1 pseudogene is annotated in these 477 nt (G+C 42.8%); it reads left to right on the forward strand.

The annotated features are described in order from the left end of the window. A pseudogene (locus ABGA94_RS17245) lies at positions 1 to 141 on the forward strand (hypothetical protein); the annotation flags it as partial. Positions 142 to 477 lie beyond the last annotated feature (336 nt).

Raw genomic sequence — 477 nt, forward strand, 5'->3', positions numbered from 1 at the left:
CAGCGTCCGCTGGTCCAGGTGGGTGACGTCATCGCCCGCGGCGACGTGCTGGCCGACGGTCCGTCCACCGACATCGGCGAGCTGGCCCTGGGCCAGAACATGCTGATCGCGTTCATGCCGTGGAACGGCTACAACTCGGAAAAATTAGCTGAAACATATAGTGCACTTGTTCAAAAAGGAAAACAATACGCTGCCGCCAGTCATAAAAACAGATGAACAAATCTTTATTTCGTTCGTACCCATACTTTCTAGCATCATGATGAATGGTTCGTAAACAAATGCAGAAAGTCCAAAACTCCAATTACCAGTGCCGGGAATAATAATATTGCTCATTGAACCGAAAAGACCTGGGATAAAAACAATAGGAGTTTTTCCTTTTCTCATATTCGTATCTCCTTTAACTGTTTAGTATCAATAAAAATAAGAAATACATTTCGTATGAAAACATATTTAAATGAAACACTACGAAATAGTAAG

The organism is Stenotrophomonas sp. 3diitr2024, from assembly GCF_042136455.1.
Classification (GTDB): Bacteria; Pseudomonadota; Gammaproteobacteria; order Xanthomonadales; family Xanthomonadaceae; genus Stenotrophomonas; species Stenotrophomonas sepilia.